The following is a 15,472-nucleotide window of genomic DNA, read 5'->3' as shown; positions in this document are numbered from 1 at the left end:
GCCTTACGCTTTAGCTTTTGGCATCTGCGACACCAGCGACAGGTTCACGTCCATGCCTTCCACCTGGAAGTGCGGGATAGCGAACAGCTTGACGCGGAAGAAGCCCGGGTTGTCTTCGATATCTTCCACCAGCACCTTCGCATCGCGCAGCGGGTGTGAGGATTGCAGCTCGTCACCCGGATCGGTCATCTCGGTCACCAGCGTGCGCACCCAGGTGTTCAGCTCCAGCTCCAGCAGGCGACGATCTTTGGTGGTGCCGATGTTTTCGCGCTGGATCAGCTTCAGGTAGTGCGCGATGCGTGACAGCAGGAAGATGTACGGCAGACGCGCATTGATGCGGCTGTTGGCGGTGGCATCGGCGGTGTCGTAGATTGCCGGTTTTTGCGTCGAGTTGGCCGAGAAGAAGCAGGCGTAATCGCGGTTCTTGTAGTAGGAAAGCGGGATAAAGCCGAGGTTAGCGAACTCGAACTCGCGGGTTTCCGGGATCATCACCTCAGACGGGATTTTCACCTGGTTACCGGTGCCGAGATCGTAGAGATGGATCGGCAGATCCTGCACCGCGCCGCCCGCCTGCGGGCCGCGAATTTGCACGCACCAGCCGTTGCTAATGAAGCTCTGCACCATGTTGGCGGCGAAGGCGAACGAGGCGTTAGTCCACAGGTATTTATCGTGGTCCGGGCCTTTCACTTCTTCGATATAGTTGAAGCTGCGCACCGGCACGGTGTCCGGACCGTACGGCAGACGACCCAGCACGCGCGGCATGGTCAGGCCGATATAGCGGGAATCGTCGGTATCGCGGAACGACTTCCATTTAATGTATTCGGCGCGGTCAAAGTAGTTGCCGATATCTTTGATGGCAGCCACCTCTTCCATCGACTCTTTCAGGAAGAACTGCGGGCCGACCGATCCGATGAACGGCATGTGCGCCGAGGCCGCCACTTTTGACAGATTGCGCAGCAGCGCCACGTCCTGCGCGGAGGCGTCGAATTCATAAGCGGAAATTACCGCGCCAATCGGCTCGCCGCCCGGCGTGTCGTATTCAGCTACATAAGTTTGCAAGTAAAGGCCGCTCTGGATGATTTCCGGCGCATCTTCGAAGTCCTGACGCAAATCGTCTTTCGACACGTCCAGCACTTCAATTTTTACGTTCTGACGGAAGTCGGTTTTATCCACCAGCGACTTCAGGCCGCGCCACGCTGATTCCACCTTCTGGAACGCATCGTGATGCATCACCGCGTCCAGCTGGCGGCTGATCTGGCGGTCCAGCTCGGCGATGTGATGATCCAACAGGTTTTTATCCAGCTTTTCGACTTTCGCACCGCTGATTTTCAGGCGCGTCAGGAACACCTGCATCGCGGCGGTCACGCGCTCGTCGGCGGTGGCATCAGACATCGCCTGATTGTCCTGCCAGACATTGAGGTCACTCAGCTCTGACACTGGATTGAGGTTGATTTTTTCAAACAGTGAAGCGTATACGCCGCCCGCAGCAGGGCGATCCAGCACGGTGGTTGCGCCATTGGAATGGGTTTCATTCTGAACTGACATCAGCATTCTCTCTCTATAGTCCGTTACGGGGATGATCAGGCTTGATCGGTGGCTAACGCAGACAGCTCGCTGCGCAGTTCGTCGCTGAGTGCCGGATCTTTCAGGATGGCTTCCAGCTCTTTGCGGAAGGTGACGTTATCCAGCAGGTTAGATTTGAGGTCGCGCAGCAGATTGCGCATCGCCAGCATGGCGCGCAGCTGCGGGATTTGACGGGCAACTTGCTCCGGCTCGAAGTCTTTAATGTCGCGGAAATGAAGCGCCACGTTCTCTTCGCTACCGTCGCCGGCCAGCGTATTCGGCACGGCAAAGGACACCGCAGGCGCGATATCGGCCAGCACGCTGTTGAAGTTGTTTTTGTTTACGTTGATTTTTTCACGCTCAGACAGCGGACGGTCTTCCGCACCGTTGCTGAAATCGCCGGTGACCAGCAGTTTAAGGGGAAGCTCAGTTTTCTTAGCCGAACCGCCCGTATGCAGGTCAAGCTTCAAATTGATACGTGCTTTAGGGATTTCATTCTGATAAGAGTTGCTCATGTTTACTCCTTGTAAAAATGGCGCGGAAAGCACGCGTAGGCACACTTTCCCTGTGTGTTACCGCGCGAATATATAGCTGATATTTTAGGAAGGCAATCAGGCAAAGTGATCTTTTCGATCTGATTTATATAGGAAATTTCTGATGATTTAGATTAAATCACTGATGGGAGATGAGACAGGGCCCAGGATAAATCTCAAAATAAAGTTTTCAGGCCAGGCAGATCTAATCCAGGTGAAACGTTTACATCAATCAATAATTTAACGTTGCTAACTTTTTTTAGAGGCAGTTGGGGGAGAGATATCAGCGACAAAGAGAAGGCACCCGCTCACACTATAAGCGGGTGCCTTAGGGAGGAATTTTATCCTGGCAGGTTAACTATTACGCTGTAAGTGACTACTTACAAATGCGCGACAGCGCGCAGAGAGAGGATCACTGAATACTTGCTGCGGCGAACCGGCTTCCTCAATTTTGCCCTGATGCAGAAACACCGCTTTGTTAGACACATCGCGTGCAAAGCCCATTTCGTGCGTCACGATAATCATGGTGCGCCCCTCCTCCGCCAGGCTACGAATCACGCGCAGCACTTCGCCCACCAACTCGGGATCAAGCGCTGAGGTCGGTTCATCAAACAGAATCGCTTTCGGCTGCTGCGCCAGCGCACGGGCAATCGCCACGCGCTGTTGCTGTCCCCCGGAAAGCTGCGATGGCCAGGCGTTGCGCTTCTCGTACAGCCCGACTTTTTGTAACAGCGCTTCAGCCTCTTCAATTGCCTCTTTACTGCTGCGCTTCTGCACATGAATCGGCGCTTCGATGATGTTCTGCAACACGGTTTTGTGTGGCCAAAGGTTGAAGCCCTGGAAGACAAAGCCGAGCTGCATACGCATCAATTTGATGCGGCGCTGCTGTTCACGGCTCAGCTTTTCATCAGGATTATCGATAGTGACCACTTCGTCACCCACCGCTATTTCCCCACCCTGCGGCACTTCCAAAAAAGGAATGCAGCGCAGCAAGGTGCTCTTGCCTGAACCGCTGGCGCCAATCAGCGAAATCACGTCGCCATCCTGAGCCGTTAAACTGATGTCGTGCAGTACTTCGTGCCCGCTATAACTTTTTCTGAGATGGCTCAGGGCGATAGTGGGTTTACTCATGGACGTGCTCCAACCTGATAAGGGGACAAACGACGCTCCAGCAGCGCCACCGCTTTACTCACCAGCACGGTCAGTAGCAGATAGATAATCGCTGCGCTGATAAACACTTCCAGCGCGCGGAAAGTCTCAGAGACAATCGAGTCGGCAATGCCGGTCATTTCCATCAGGCTGATGGTGCTGACCAGGGAAGTCGACTTTATCATCGAGATAATTTCATTGCTGTAAGCTGGCAGCGCCTGACGCACCGCCAGCGGCAACGTAATACGCCGCAGTGTGGTGAAACGCGACATGCCGCTCACTTTGGCCGCTTCCAGCGACTGCACGCTCACCGCATTGAGGCCGCCGCGCAAGATCTCCGAAGTGTAAGCCGCATCGTTAAGCACCAGCGCAATCAAGCCGCACCAGTAAGGATCGCGCAGCAACGGCCACAGCACGCTTTCACGCACCGCAGGCAAGCTGCCGAGGCCGTAATAGATCATAAAGATCTGTATCAGCAGCGGCGTGCCGCGAAATACCCAGACGTAGAAACGCGTAACGTAACTACCCAGACGATTCTGCCGCAGTAAATTGAGCAGTAACGCCAGTACGCCGCCGCCCAACAGCGATAGCAGCGCCAGATTAAGCGTTAACGGCAGACCGCGCAGCAAAGCAGCTAAGGTGTGCTGCAGGAAAGTGACATCCATCGTGGCTCCTTACAACCGCGCGCGTTGTTGCCCGCGCATGGCCACTTTTTCCACATAGCGGAAAACAAAATCGGAACAGGTGGTAATGATCAGGTAGATCACCGCACCAACGCTGTAGAAGAAGAACGGCATCTGTGTGGAGTTCGAGGCAGTGGAGATTTGGTTCATGGTTTCCACCAAGCCGGTGACGGAAACTAGCGCCGACTCCTTGATCACCGATTGCCACTGATTACCCATGCCCGGTAGCGCAGTTTTCAGCGCCTGGGGCACAATCATGCGGCGAAACAGCATCAAACGTCCCATGCCCGTTACCGTGGCGGCTTCAAGCGTTCCTTTCGGAATCGCGTAGAACGCACCGCGGAACACACTACTTTGATAAGCGCCGGAGATCAGGCCGATGGCGATCGCGCCAGCAACAAAGCCGTTCACATCAAACGGTCCTTGCAGGCCAAGACTTTCCCCCACAAACGACACCACCTGACGTCCACCAAAATAGAACAGGTAGATCACCAGCAGCTCCGGCACACCACGAAACAGCGTGATGTAGCCGTTGGCGAGGCGTTGCTGCCAACGCCCACCCCCAATCTGCATCCAGCACAGTAAGCTGCCGAGGATAGCGCCCAGCAACCATGCACATAATGAAACGGTGACGGTCACCGTGGCGGCGTTAAGCAACACGCCGCCCCAGCCTTCATCACCAAAACCTAAGATTTGCCAATCAATAGCCATAAGCGCCTGGAATTACTCTTTAGGTGCGACGTTTTCGCCGAACCATTTTTCAGACAGCTGCTTCAGCGTGCCATCTTTGATCATTGAATTTAACGCGTTATCCAGCGCCGCCTTCAATTCAGGATTGTTTTTCTGAATCGCGATAGCCGAACCCTGGCCCAGCACGCCACCGGAGAAACCGTAACCGGTACTGTTCACGGTATCCGCATGCTTTTTCACATAGGCATTGAGGTTAGTGCGAGACGCCATGACCGCATCAACGCGACCATTCAGCAGATCGGCGAACGTTTCCGGACCGGCCTGATAAGTACGAATCGTTGCCACATCCGCCAGATATTTGTTCAGGAAATCAGCCTGAATGGTGGCAACCTGCACCGCAATGGTTTTACCTTTGAATTTGGCTTTCAGCGCATCAATTGATTTGGTCATAGCAGCTTCATCATCCGCCAGCACCACTTCGCCATTGCCCGGCAATGTATCAACCGCGCTGCCTTTCAGGGTGACGAAACCCGAAATACTCACGGTGTACTGGCGCGAGAAATCCACCACTTCTTCACGCTTAGGCGTCACGGTCACAGCATCGATCACTGCGTCATATTTACCGTCGACTAACCCCGGAATCATACCGGACCATTTCTGCGCCACGATTTCATATTTAAAACCGGCACGTTTGGCGATCTCAGCCACCATATCTGGCTCATAACCGACGATTTTGCCGTTGGGCGTGGATTGGTTAAACGGCGGATAAGCAGCTTCAGTCGCGAATTTCAGCGTGCCAAAATCTTTAGCCTGCACCAGAGCGGACGAGGCAAGCAGCAGCATGCCCACAGAAGCGGTAAACAGTCCTTTACGCATCATCATAAGACCTCAGAGTTCGTTATTTTAAGAAAGTAAATCAATGGCTAAACGGGCTAATGCCTGCGTGCCGCTATGGATACTGCGCTCGTCGGGTTGATAATCCGAATTATGCAGATGGTCGTCGCGTCCCGGTGCGCCGGATCCAATGTGGATCTGGCAACCTGGCGCGCGCTCGGTAAACAGCGAGAAATCTTCGGCACCAAAGCTGGCGCTCGGTTTAGCGACGATCGGTTTACCAAATTGATGCGACAAAATCGGTTCCAGCGCATCAATAAGCGCCTCGTCGTTCATCAACGGCGGAACGCCGCGCTGGTAATTGACCTCAACGCGCACATTCAGAGAGAGCGCTACGCCTGCACAGATACGTTTGAATGCCTCTTCGATATGCGCCCGTGCCGCCGGAGATTTGGCGCGCACCGTGCCCTGAATCAGGCAGCTATCAGAGATGATGTTGTGGGTGGTGCCGCCATGAATGTGGCCGATGGTCAGCACCGCCGAATTGGCTGGATCGAGTTCGCGCGAAATAATGGTTTGCAGCTGACTGACCAGATTCACTGCGGCAATGATCGGATCGGTACCCATGTGCGGACGGGCAGCGTGCGTTGATTTGCCGTGTACCACTACATCAAATTCGTCGCTGGAAGCGGTGCTGGCACCGCGCGTCAGGCCAATTTCGCCCGCGGCCAGTTCCGGCTTATTGTGCAGGGTGATGGCGAGATCGACGCCGTCGGCCGCACCATCAGCGATCATCGCTTCGGCACCGCTGTCTGGCGTCTCTTCCGCTGGCTGGAAAATTAGCCGCAAAGTGCCATGCAGTTGTGCGCGGTAGTGCGGCACAATCGCCGCCACACCCAGCATGGTCGCGGTATGAATATCGTGGCCGCAGGCGTGCATTTTACCGGGATAGTGGCTGCTGAACGGTAAGCCCGTTTGTTCGTGAATCGGCAACGCATCCATATCGGCGCGCAATAGCACGGTTTTGCCGGGATGCGCGCCAACAATATCGACCATTACGCCGGTTCTGCCGACGCCGGTTTTCGGCGTCAGACCCAGGCGCAGCAACTCCTGCTCTACGATGTGGGCAGTGCGAATGGTGTCGAAACCCAGCTCCGGATGCGCGTGAATATCACGGCGAATGGCGATGAGATGCGCCTGCATACTTTCACTTCTGGCGCTGATGTCCCTGGCTAAAACATCTTTATGATCGGTCATAGGAAATGATCTTTCTCAGGCGCGAGCCTGGCCTTAATGGCATTTTTATTAATATTGACTCTGTATTTATTCACAGCAATCGGCAGAATGCAACGCGCCATCCATTTGTTTACTTGCTGAATTTAAGCAATATTTTGCTAATTCACTGCCTTGACAGGATAAAAACCCACGTCTGCATCATTAAGCAGTTATAACATTCATGATCCATCGCGGATCATCAGTTTTACTGATTTCGAAATTTAGCCAATCAGCCGTTAACCTGTGTCAGAAGCCAGTCGCGTACCGCCAAAACCGGCGCGGGCTCGCGTGGACGGCGCGGCCATACCAGATACCAACCGGCATCCATGGTCATTTGTTGACGGAAAGCGGGTACCAAACGGCCGCTAGCCAGATCGTTCTGCACAAAATGCGGGCTGGTCAGCGCGATGCCCTGCCCGCTGATCGCCGCCTCCAGCGCCAGCGCGGTTTGATTGAAACGCAGGTGATGCTGATGATGCAGCGATAAATTGGGAAAGATAGACGCGAGAAATACCGGCCACAGATGGTGACCATCGTGCAACAAGGCGTAGCGCAGACAGCGATCGCTTTCAGCTGGATCGCCCATTTCAGCCAGTAGCGTGGGACTCACTACCGCCAATACCGTTTGGCTGAACAGCAAGGTGGCGTCGAGTCCGGCACCAAATGGCGGCCGCCCGTAACGCACCGCCAAATCGACACCTTCATGATGAAACTGCACCAGCCGCTCAGAGGCCAATACGCGCAGATCGATATCTGGCCACGCAGCAGTAAAACCAGGTAAGCGCGGCAGCATCCAGCGACTGGCAAAGGTGGGCGTTACGCTCAGGGTTAAACGATTGGGCTCCGGTCGCAGCGTGCGTGTGGCCTCATCAATTAACTCAAATGCCTGGCGAATGCTAACTGCATAGCCCGCCCCCGCGCCGGTCAGCGCCAGCGTGCGCGGCAATCGTTCAAACAGTTTTAGCCCAAGGCTGGCCTCCAGACCGCGAATTTGCTGTGCCACCGCCCCCTGCGTCACGCCTAACTCTTCCGCCGCCAGACGAAAATTAAGGTGTCGCGTCACCGCCTCAAACACTTTTAAGGCATTAAGCGGGGGTAGCGCGTTAAATCCCTGACTCATCCTGTAGTTTTCCTATCGTCAAATGACAAACAGACTGACTCTCTGTTGCCAAAATTACCTTTTATACTGGCCTAAATCGATTACTCATTAGCTGGAAGGTGAATTATGGCAGTAGAAAAAGTAGCAGTTATTGTGGCTGGCGGTAGCGGGATGGGCGCCGCAGCCGCCAGCAAACTGGCGAGCGACGGCTTTAAAGTGGCCATCCTCTCCTCCTCCGGCAAAGGTGAAACGCTGGCGGAAAAACTGGGTGGTTTAGGGGTGACAGGCTCGAATCAGTCACAGGAGGATTTAAACACGCTGGTGGATAAAACGCTGGCACGCTGGGGCCGCATTGACGTGCTGGTGAACAGCGCAGGTCATGGTCCGCGCGCACCGATTCTGGAATTAACCGATGAGCAGTGGCAGCTCGGAATGGAAACGTACTTTTTGAATGTGGTGCGCGCCACGCGTCTGGTCACGCCCATCATGCAGCAACAAGGCGGCGGCAGCATCATCAATATTTCCTCGGCGTGGACGTTTGAGCCGACGGATATGTTCCCGACTTCAGCGGTGTTCCGCGCCGGGCTGGCATCCTTCACGAAAATCTTCGCCGATACCTACGCGGCTGATAACATTCGCATCAACAATGTCTTACCTGGCTGGATCGACAGCTTGCCGAAAACCGATGAGCGCCGCGACAGCGTTCCGCTGCAACGTTACGGCACGTCTGAAGAAGTGGCGGCGACCATCGCTTTCCTCGCCTCACCGGGCGCAGCCTATATTACCGCTCAGAATATTCGTGTTGATGGTGGCGTGACGCGCAACGTGTAGCAAGCCTGTTAATCCTCCCCGATAGCCGCGAGCGAATCCCTTTCGCTCGCGGCTTTCCTGTTTTTTCTTTCATGAACAACAGTCAAACAAGACTGGTCTTGTCGATTATATTGCCGATAAATAGTCAGAATAGTCTTATTCGCTGACGGCACCTTCCTGCCCCAGCACGCCAATTTTTAACCATTCTGATTGGAGGTCGCTATGCAATCGATTTTACGTTTACGCCTATCTTCTCTTTTAACCGCAGAACGCCGTGTAGTCTGGCAAATGATGTTCGCGGGTTGTGCAGCATTCTGGATTTTGCTGGTGGTTGCCGTAATGGGCATTCGCTGAGCTAATGCGCCTGTAACCGGCCGGACAACTGCTCCGGCGGTAATAATTCGAACGCGCTTTTCATTTCCCGTGCTTCTTCCGCCGGACTGCGACCAAACATCCGTTTAAACTCACGACTAAATTGCGAATCGCTTTCATAGCCGACACGCGCGGCTGCACCCGCGGCGGTCAGGTTATCGCGGATCATCATTAATCGCGCCTGATGTAAACGCAGTGATTTAAGGTATTGAATCGGCGAAGTCTGCGTCACGGTTTTGAAATGCAGATGAAAACGCGGCACACTCATCCCCGCCTCGTTCGCCAGATGCGGTACATCCAGCGGCTGACGCCAGTCGGCATGAATACGCTGTAAAGCACGTGCGATACGGCCGAAATGGCCTTGATAAGTCAACGCGGCACGCACCGCGCCACCCTGCTCACCGATTAATATGCGAAAGCAAATCTCCTCGACGCGCGCGGGTCCTAGCATTTTGGCTTCAAGCGGATCGCTCAGCGCTTCCAGTAAACGTAGCGTACTCTCTGCTAACGTCTGATTAATCGGTGTAGAAATGATACCCGCCGGTGAAGCGTTAACTGCCGTTTCACAGCTGGTCAGTTGCGCCACCAGCCTTGCCACCATGTCCACATCCAGACGAATGGCGATGCCCAGCAGCGGCTCTTCTGACGTGGCTTCCGTTTCCGCAGAAAATGGCAGCGGCACCGATAACACCAGGTAGTGCTGCGCATCGTAGCGATACATTTTGTCGGCGAGAAAAGCGCGCTTCGATCCCTGACAAATAATGATAATACTTGGCTCGTACAGCACTGGCGTTCGTGCCCATTGCCGGTCGGCACGCATAAAGCGCACGCTTTCCAGCAATGATTCCGTGTAGCCTTCCTGACGTGCCAGCTGACTGAGTAAGGCGCAGGTACGCTGTTGTACGGTTTGCGACATAAAGGGTTTCCTCAGAGAGATTCAGGCAAAGCATAGCGGTGAAAATGACGCCCGCACAATGTAGGCGAGAGGATTAGGCAAAGATGCGCCATAATCCGGTCTGTCGCACACGGCGTGATTTATCAACAATATCCTCGTCAACTTAACGAGGAGTGCAGCATGAACACAGCGAAAAAAGTGATTATTTTAACCGGTGCCAGCAGCGGTATTGGTGAAGGCATTGCGCGCCATTTAGCGCAGCAAGAACATCAACTGGTACTCGGTGCGCGCCGCACCGATCGTCTGGAGACTTTGTGCAATGAACTGCGGTTAGCCGGTGCAAGCGTGGATTATCTCGCCAGCGATGTCACGCAGCGCGCTGATGTGCAGCAGTTGGCAGACTTTGCGCTGGAAAAATATGGCCGCATTGATGTGATGATCAATAACGCGGGCGTGATGCCGCTGTCACCGATGAGCGCACTGAAAGTCGAAGAGTGGGATTTGATGCTGGACGTCAACATTCGTGGTGTGCTCTACGGCATCGCGGCGGTGCTGCCAACCATGCATACGCAGCAGTTTGGTCACATCATCAACATCGCCTCGATTGGCGCACTAACCGTTTCGCCAACCGCAGCCGTTTACTGCGCCACCAAGTTCGCCGTGCGCGCCATTTCCGATGGTCTGCGCCAGGAATCGCAGCAACTGCGGGTGACAGTGATCAATCCCGGCGTGGTTGAATCTGAACTCGCCGATACCATCAGCGATAACACCGCGCGTGAAGCAATGAAGAGCTATCGCCAGATTGCGCTCAAGCCTGAAGCTATTGCCAAAGCAGTTAGTTGGGCCATCGATCAGCCTGGCGACGTAGATATCAATGAAATCACCGTGCGCCCTACTGCCAGCGCACATTAAGGGTTCAAACCCGTGGCGATTTCAGGCTGAAATCGCCCGTTTTCATCCGTTGCGTTTGAGCCGCGCCGCGGCACGTTCGGTTGCCGCGCGTCGGCGAGCAATGAAGTCCTGCATTTGGAGTTTTGCCTCTGCTAACCTTTCCGGCGAGGCGCTGCGTGGCGAACCTGAGTTGAACGGTGGCGCCGGATCGTACTCCATCTGCAGCTGGATATTTTCCGCTATTTGACGCCCCATAAGCGCTTCCGCCACGCTTAAGGCAAAATCGATGCCCGATGTTACGCCCGCCCCAGTGATACGATTGCGGTCACGCACCACACGTTCTGCCACCGGCGTAGCCCCGAGTAAGCTGAGTTGTTCAAGTGACCCCCAATGCGACGTCGCGCGATATCCCTGCAACAAGCCTGCTGCGCCTAACACCAGTGAACCAGTACATACCGATGTGACCCACTTTGCGCTTTCCGCCATGCGGCACACAAACCCCAACGTTTCGTCATCTTCCATCAACGCAATTTGGCCGGGACCACCGGGAATGCAGATAAGATCCAGCGGGGGGCAATCCTGGAACGTCGTAGTTGGTAGAATCGCCAGACCACGATCGGACATCACCGGCTGGCGATCTTTCCAAATCAGATAGCTGTTAACGTTGGGCAGGCGGGCAAACACTTCCCACGGACCGGTGAGATCAAGTTGCGTGAGGTTGGGGAACAGCAGCAGGCCGATATTAAACATGTTTTGACGCTCCAGAATGGCATGACCTAACTCAAATAATGAAGGTGAAGTCCTGCATACTACAACCAACCCGCTTTTTTCAGCCGCCACCACATTACGCAGCAGATGACGACCGTTACGCCCACCACCGCGGGATAACCAAAATGCGTGTGCAATTCTGGCATGTCCGGGAAGTTCATGCCGTACATGCTGAAAATAATGGTCGGTACAATCAGAATCGCCCCCCAGCCGGCGAGCTTCTTATTCACTTCGCTTTGCTGCACCGACACCAGCGCCAGATTGACCTGCATCGCGCTAGTGAGCATTTCGCGCATATCTTCCGCATCGATCATCACGTGATGCGCGTGATCCTGCACGTCACGCAGATAGGCGCGCAGATTTTTCGGAATAATATCTTCATGGAAGCGCACCAGCTGCTGGCAGATCTCTGTCACAGGCAGCGCCGCATTGCGCAGTGCCAGCAGTTCACGGCGCAAGTGATAAACGTTTTGCAGCGCGTCGCTGTCGAAACGCGTGGTGAACATGCCCTCTTCCAGACCACTGATGCGATCGTTAAGTGATTCGGTGATTTTGCTGTAGTTATCAACGATAAAATCGAGGATGCAATAGAGCGCATAACCCGGTCCTTCACACAGTAATGCCTGGTTCTTTTCGGCTTTGGTGCGGATGTCTGCATAGCCTTCCGAAGAACCGTGACGCACAGTGATCAGGAAGTTTTTGCCGAGGAAGAAGTGGGTTTCACCGAAGGTGATGCGCTGCAAATCATCCATGTGGGCGGTTTTTACCACGATAAATACCGAATCGCCATACTGCTCGATCTTCGGTCGCTGATGTGCCACCAGCGCATCTTCAATCGCCAGTTCGTGCAGGCTAAACTCCTGCTGCAGCGTCTGCATAAAGGCCGGTTCAGGTTGGTACAATCCCATCCAGACGAAGGATTTCTCTTCTTTTAGTACTTCACTAATGTCGGCGATATCGACATGTTCTTCGCGCTTGCCGTGGCGATACGCTACGCAGTTAATTACCATATTCACGCGATCCTTGTTGTTTGTACTGTATTTCATTTTAGCCTTAAAGCTCGCGTACCATTTCTACGCAAGGAAGATCGGCTTGCGCCAGCGCCGAGGGATAAAGCGCTTCCCGCACCACGCGAAAACCGTGGCGACGATAGAAACCACTGGCGTTGGGCGTGGCGGCGAGCGTCAGTTGCGTAAAACCACGCTGACGCGCTTCATCGATAATCGCCTGCATGATTACGCTGGCATAACCTTTGCCGTTGCAGGCGGGCAAGGTAAAGATCGCTTCAACGCTGCCGCTATGCAGATCGAGGAAACCGGTTGCGGCCACGCCATGTTCAGGATCCTCTACCACATAAAACGGATTGCTTTTTACCGCCTCGAAATAGCCGGATGGCAGCGCATCTGGCGTCCATGCGGCGATGACATCAGCCGGATAAACCGCCTGACAACCGTGGCGAATGGCAAGATTACGGATGCGCCACAGTACGGCCGTTTCATCACAGCGGGCTAAACGCGGTTTCATTCGTTTTCCTCTATGCTAGTAATCCGTGGAGTATCACAGTAGCAAAACTCATCAGGAAGATAACGCCGAATCCGGCTACAAAAGGTTACGATCATGCAACTCACCTCCTCTCGCTTGTTTCTCCGCCCGGTTGAGCCCAACGATGTTCAACGGCTGTTTGCCATCTATGGCGATCCGGATACCAACATGTTTAATCCGGCCGGCCCGTTTCCCGATTTAGCCTGTGCTCAAGAAGTGTTAAATCGCTGGCTGGCACACTGGCAATCCTTTCCCTTTGGCAACTGGGCAATCTGTCTGCGTGAACAGCCAGATAAGGTTTTGGGATTTGGCGGCTTAACGGTGCGCGAGTTTGCTGGCAGGCCGGTAAACAATCTTGGCTATCGTCTGGCAAAAGAGGCGTGGGGAAAAGGGTACGCCACCGAGTTCGCCCGAACGGTGATCGCTTACGGCTTCGATGAATGTCAGCTTACGGTGATTGATGCGGCGGTGCGTCACGATCATCTCGCGTCACAGCAGGTGCTGGAAAAGGCGGGTCTGCGCTGTTACGACCAGGTTTACGATGTTCCGGGCGCACCCGCCAGTTTGGTGTATGAATTACGCGCACAAACCTGGCGCGATCAGGGTACGCCCAAATAGCGCAACAGCGCAGTCATCAACGCGGCACCGATAATCACGAGGATAAGCGGTGTGCGACGCCAGGCGAGAAACACTGCAAACAGCACGCCGGTGATGCGCGCCACACCGGCAAAGTGCGTGCCTTCAAACAGCGCGGTGGTTACGGCCACCGCCAGCAGCAAAACGGTGGCGGCATCGGACAGCATATTGCGAGCGCGATCCGACATCTGCATGCGGCTGCCCAGACGATAACCGGCAAAGCGGATCGCATAAGTGCCCACCGCCAGAAGCGCAATGCCGCCAATGATCAGATTATTTTGCATTTTTACGCTCCCGCCAGCTCAGTAATCCCAACAGTGAAAACAACACTGGCATGCCCGCTGGCACAAAGGGCGTCGCCAGCACAGACAGCACGGTGCCAAGCGAGGCGGGGATCAGCGTGCGACGCTGGCGTAGCGCCGGGAAAATCAGGGCAATCAAAATCGCCGGAAATACCGCATCCAGACCAATGGCCGATACATCGGGAATGAAACGCCCGATCGCCGCGCCGCCGATGACCGACAGCGGCCAGATGGTGAAGATACCTAAACCGCAAATCCAGTACGCGGCGCGTCGCTGCGCCAGTTTCGGCTGAGATATACCAAACACCACGCTTTCATCATTCATAATGTGGCAACCCAGCAAGCTGCGGCTGCCTTTACCCACCAAATCTTTGACCGCAATGCCAAATGGCAGATGACGTGCGTTAACCAGCAGACCCGCCGCCGCTGCCGTCAGCGGACTGCCGCCACCCGCCACGATGCCGATAAACAGGAACTCCGATGCGCCCGCCAGAACCAGCGTGGAGAGTGCGATGGGCACCCACAGCGGAAACCCTTCGGCCGCCGCCAGCGAACCGTAAGAAAGCCCGACAATACCGTCGGCCAGACATACCAGGAAGATGGCTTTTATTACGCCGCGATCAAGCGGCACTGCACCCAGACGCATCACAATTTGATCTCATATCGAACAGGAAAGACGTTATAATGAACGCGTCAGAATTGTTTTACAAGACGAACAAAACGTTCGTTATAAAGAACAGGAGTAGGTTTGACCACGCCAATTGATATTATTGCTGTCGGATTACTGCGCGAACGTCAGCGCGCGGGGCTTTCACTGACAGAAGTGGCGCGTCGCGCCGGGATCGCCAAATCAACACTGTCACAACTCGAAGCCGGTAATGGCAATCCCAGCCTTGAAACGTTGTGGGCGCTGTGCGTGGCGCTTAATATCCCTTTTGCGCGATTGATGGAACCGGACGTAAAACGTTTGCAAGTGATCCGTCGTGGCGAAGGCATGATTGTTTCCGCAGAGATGGCGGATTATCAGGCTGCATTGCTGGCTAGTTGTCCCCCCGGCGGACGCCGCGATCTTTATTTGGTCACCTGCCAACCTGGCGCGCCGCGCGACTCAAAACCGCATCCGCCGGGCTCGGTGGAGCATGTGATCATCGCGCGTGGCCGTGCGCTGGTGGGGCCGCGCGATGCGCCGGTCGAACTGCTTCCGGGCGACTACATGTGCTATCCCGCCGATGAACCGCATGTATTTGAAGCGTTAGAGGCGGATACCATGGCGGTGCAGCTGTCGGAGCAGAACTGATCGCGCTTACTCAAGGTCGCCATCAATGGCGTAATGCTTGACAGTTAAGAGATGAAAACCCCAACTACCTGGCGCGCATATTGTAGCGGCGCAATTTATTGCGCGATAAATCGCGCCGCTACGGAATGTGCGG

General features: G+C 54.8%; 19 protein-coding genes. 5 read left to right on the top strand and 14 right to left on the bottom strand.

Features of this window, described 5'->3' with window-relative positions:
• Window positions 1-3: 3 nt before the first annotated feature.
• The 8 genes from tssC to ACRQ84_RS22345 form a co-directional block, all read right to left on the bottom strand.
• Window positions 4-1,551 (bottom strand): type VI secretion system contractile sheath large subunit, encoded by a 1,548-nt coding sequence (tssC, locus tag ACRQ84_RS22380; RefSeq protein WP_483818168.1) that lies wholly within the window; start codon window positions 1,549-1,551, stop codon window positions 4-6.
• Between the two features lie 29 nt (window positions 1,552-1,580).
• On the bottom strand, window positions 1,581-2,078 hold the full coding sequence (gene tssB, locus ACRQ84_RS22375; RefSeq protein WP_064741356.1) for a type VI secretion system contractile sheath small subunit: 498 nt from the start codon (window positions 2,076-2,078) through the stop codon (window positions 1,581-1,583).
• Window positions 2,079-2,450: 372 nt separating this feature from the next.
• A complete protein-coding gene (locus ACRQ84_RS22370) occupies window positions 2,451-3,227 on the bottom strand; it encodes an ABC transporter ATP-binding protein (RefSeq protein ID WP_064741357.1) in 777 nt (258 codons plus the stop codon).
• Window positions 3,224-3,910 (bottom strand): ABC transporter permease, encoded by a 687-nt coding sequence (locus ACRQ84_RS22365; protein ID WP_483818167.1) that lies wholly within the window; start codon window positions 3,908-3,910, stop codon window positions 3,224-3,226. Before ACRQ84_RS22365 ends, ACRQ84_RS22370 begins: the two co-directional genes overlap by 4 nt.
• A 9-nt stretch (window positions 3,911-3,919) precedes the next feature.
• Complete coding sequence (locus tag ACRQ84_RS22360; protein WP_008109228.1) at window positions 3,920-4,639, bottom strand: ABC transporter permease; 720 nt, start codon at window positions 4,637-4,639, stop codon at window positions 3,920-3,922.
• Between the two features lie 12 nt (window positions 4,640-4,651).
• A complete protein-coding gene (locus ACRQ84_RS22355) occupies window positions 4,652-5,500 on the bottom strand; it encodes a transporter substrate-binding domain-containing protein (protein WP_196762390.1) in 849 nt (282 codons plus the stop codon).
• 21 nt (window positions 5,501-5,521) lie between these two features.
• Window positions 5,522-6,709 (bottom strand): M20 metallopeptidase family protein, encoded by a 1,188-nt coding sequence (locus ACRQ84_RS22350; RefSeq protein ID WP_483818166.1) that lies wholly within the window; start codon window positions 6,707-6,709, stop codon window positions 5,522-5,524.
• A 247-nt stretch (window positions 6,710-6,956) separates the two neighbouring features.
• The gene (locus ACRQ84_RS22345) at window positions 6,957-7,847 is read right to left on the bottom strand and encodes a LysR substrate-binding domain-containing protein (protein WP_483818165.1); all 891 of its coding nucleotides are present in this window, start codon (window positions 7,845-7,847) and stop codon (window positions 6,957-6,959) included.
• A 105-nt stretch (window positions 7,848-7,952) separates the two neighbouring features.
• Between ACRQ84_RS22345 and ACRQ84_RS22340 the strand changes: the two genes are divergently transcribed.
• Window positions 7,953-8,657: an SDR family oxidoreductase gene (locus ACRQ84_RS22340; protein WP_483818164.1), complete on the top strand. Its 705-nt coding sequence runs from the start codon at window positions 7,953-7,955 to the stop codon at window positions 8,655-8,657.
• Between the two features lie 201 nt (window positions 8,658-8,858).
• Window positions 8,859-8,990, top strand: a complete 132-nt coding sequence (locus ACRQ84_RS22335) for a hypothetical protein (protein WP_483818163.1) — start codon at window positions 8,859-8,861, stop codon at window positions 8,988-8,990.
• A gap of 1 nt (window position 8,991) precedes the next feature.
• Here ACRQ84_RS22335 and ACRQ84_RS22330 read toward each other — a convergent pair whose 3' ends face one another.
• Complete coding sequence (locus ACRQ84_RS22330; RefSeq protein ID WP_483818162.1) at window positions 8,992-9,924, bottom strand: AraC family transcriptional regulator; 933 nt, start codon at window positions 9,922-9,924, stop codon at window positions 8,992-8,994.
• Window positions 9,925-10,083: 159 nt separating this feature from the next.
• On the opposite strand from ACRQ84_RS22330, the gene ACRQ84_RS22325 reads away from it, so the two are divergent.
• Window positions 10,084-10,815, top strand: a complete 732-nt coding sequence (locus ACRQ84_RS22325; protein WP_483818161.1) for an SDR family oxidoreductase — start codon at window positions 10,084-10,086, stop codon at window positions 10,813-10,815.
• Between the two features lie 42 nt (window positions 10,816-10,857).
• Here the strand turns inward: ACRQ84_RS22325 and ACRQ84_RS22320 are convergent, their stop codons facing one another.
• The 3 genes from ACRQ84_RS22320 to ACRQ84_RS22310 are packed head-to-tail and all read right to left on the bottom strand — an operon-like array spanning window position 10,858 to window position 13,086.
• Window positions 10,858-11,544: a DJ-1/PfpI family protein gene (locus ACRQ84_RS22320; RefSeq protein WP_483818160.1), complete on the bottom strand. Its 687-nt coding sequence runs from the start codon at window positions 11,542-11,544 to the stop codon at window positions 10,858-10,860.
• A gap of 59 nt (window positions 11,545-11,603) precedes the next feature.
• A complete protein-coding gene (gene corA, locus ACRQ84_RS22315) occupies window positions 11,604-12,572 on the bottom strand; it encodes a magnesium/cobalt transporter CorA (protein ID WP_064741366.1) in 969 nt (322 codons plus the stop codon).
• Window positions 12,573-12,615: 43 nt separating this feature from the next.
• On the bottom strand, window positions 12,616-13,086 hold the full coding sequence (locus ACRQ84_RS22310; RefSeq protein WP_483818159.1) for a GNAT family N-acetyltransferase: 471 nt from the start codon (window positions 13,084-13,086) through the stop codon (window positions 12,616-12,618).
• Window positions 13,087-13,179: 93 nt separating this feature from the next.
• On the opposite strand from ACRQ84_RS22310, the gene ACRQ84_RS22305 reads away from it, so the two are divergent.
• On the top strand, window positions 13,180-13,722 hold the full coding sequence (locus tag ACRQ84_RS22305) for a GNAT family N-acetyltransferase (RefSeq protein WP_483818158.1): 543 nt from the start codon (window positions 13,180-13,182) through the stop codon (window positions 13,720-13,722).
• On the opposite strand, the gene ACRQ84_RS22300 is transcribed toward ACRQ84_RS22305, so the two are convergent.
• Window positions 13,704-14,024 carry an AzlD domain-containing protein gene (locus ACRQ84_RS22300; RefSeq protein WP_064741369.1) on the bottom strand — a complete coding sequence of 107 codons (321 nt, stop codon included), beginning with the start codon at window positions 14,022-14,024 and terminating at the stop codon, window positions 13,704-13,706. The genes ACRQ84_RS22305 and ACRQ84_RS22300 overlap by 19 nt on opposite strands.
• The gene (locus tag ACRQ84_RS22295; protein WP_483818529.1) at window positions 14,014-14,688 is read right to left on the bottom strand and encodes an AzlC family ABC transporter permease; all 675 of its coding nucleotides are present in this window, start codon (window positions 14,686-14,688) and stop codon (window positions 14,014-14,016) included. The genes ACRQ84_RS22300 and ACRQ84_RS22295 overlap by 11 nt, the downstream gene beginning before the upstream one ends.
• 102 nt (window positions 14,689-14,790) lie before the next feature.
• Here ACRQ84_RS22295 and ACRQ84_RS22290 point away from each other — a divergent pair, with 102 nt between their 5' ends.
• Window positions 14,791-15,339: a helix-turn-helix domain-containing protein gene (locus ACRQ84_RS22290; RefSeq protein ID WP_064741371.1), complete on the top strand. Its 549-nt coding sequence runs from the start codon at window positions 14,791-14,793 to the stop codon at window positions 15,337-15,339.
• Window positions 15,340-15,472: the final 133 nt, after the last annotated feature.

The sequence above is a fragment of the Pantoea sp. E2023-21 genome, assembly GCF_051302795.1.
GTDB classification, from domain to species: Bacteria; Pseudomonadota; Gammaproteobacteria; order Enterobacterales; family Enterobacteriaceae; genus Pantoea; species Pantoea ludwigii_A.
Note: the sequence above shows the minus strand (reverse complement) of the source record. Positions and strands in the feature narration are given on the sequence as shown.